At 73.3% G+C, this 221-nt stretch carries 1 pseudogene; it reads right to left on the reverse strand.

Features of this window, described 5'->3' with window-relative positions:
• Window positions 1–198, reverse strand: a pseudogene (locus AX685_RS16350) (hypothetical protein); the annotation flags it as partial.
• Window positions 199–221 lie beyond the last annotated feature (23 nt).

Here is a 221-nt window from a genome sequence, read left to right on the forward strand (position 1 = left end):
CGGCGGGGGCGCGAGTCGCGCCGCCGCCACGATCGCCGCGCTGCCGGCCAGGATCATCGTCACCATCCCCCCGATTGCCAACAGGCCCGCGGGCGTGAGGCCGAGCGCCGCACGGGCGCGGAACACCGGCGTCTCGATCGAGGCATAGGCGCGCTGCGGCTCGGCCAGCATCGCGGCGGGATGGGCGGGGTAGGTCATGGTCGCTTGATATCTTCCTGGCT

This window comes from Sphingomonas sp. CCH9-F2 (genome assembly GCF_001556735.1).
GTDB lineage: Bacteria > Pseudomonadota > Alphaproteobacteria > Sphingomonadales > Sphingomonadaceae > Sphingomonas > Sphingomonas ginsenosidimutans.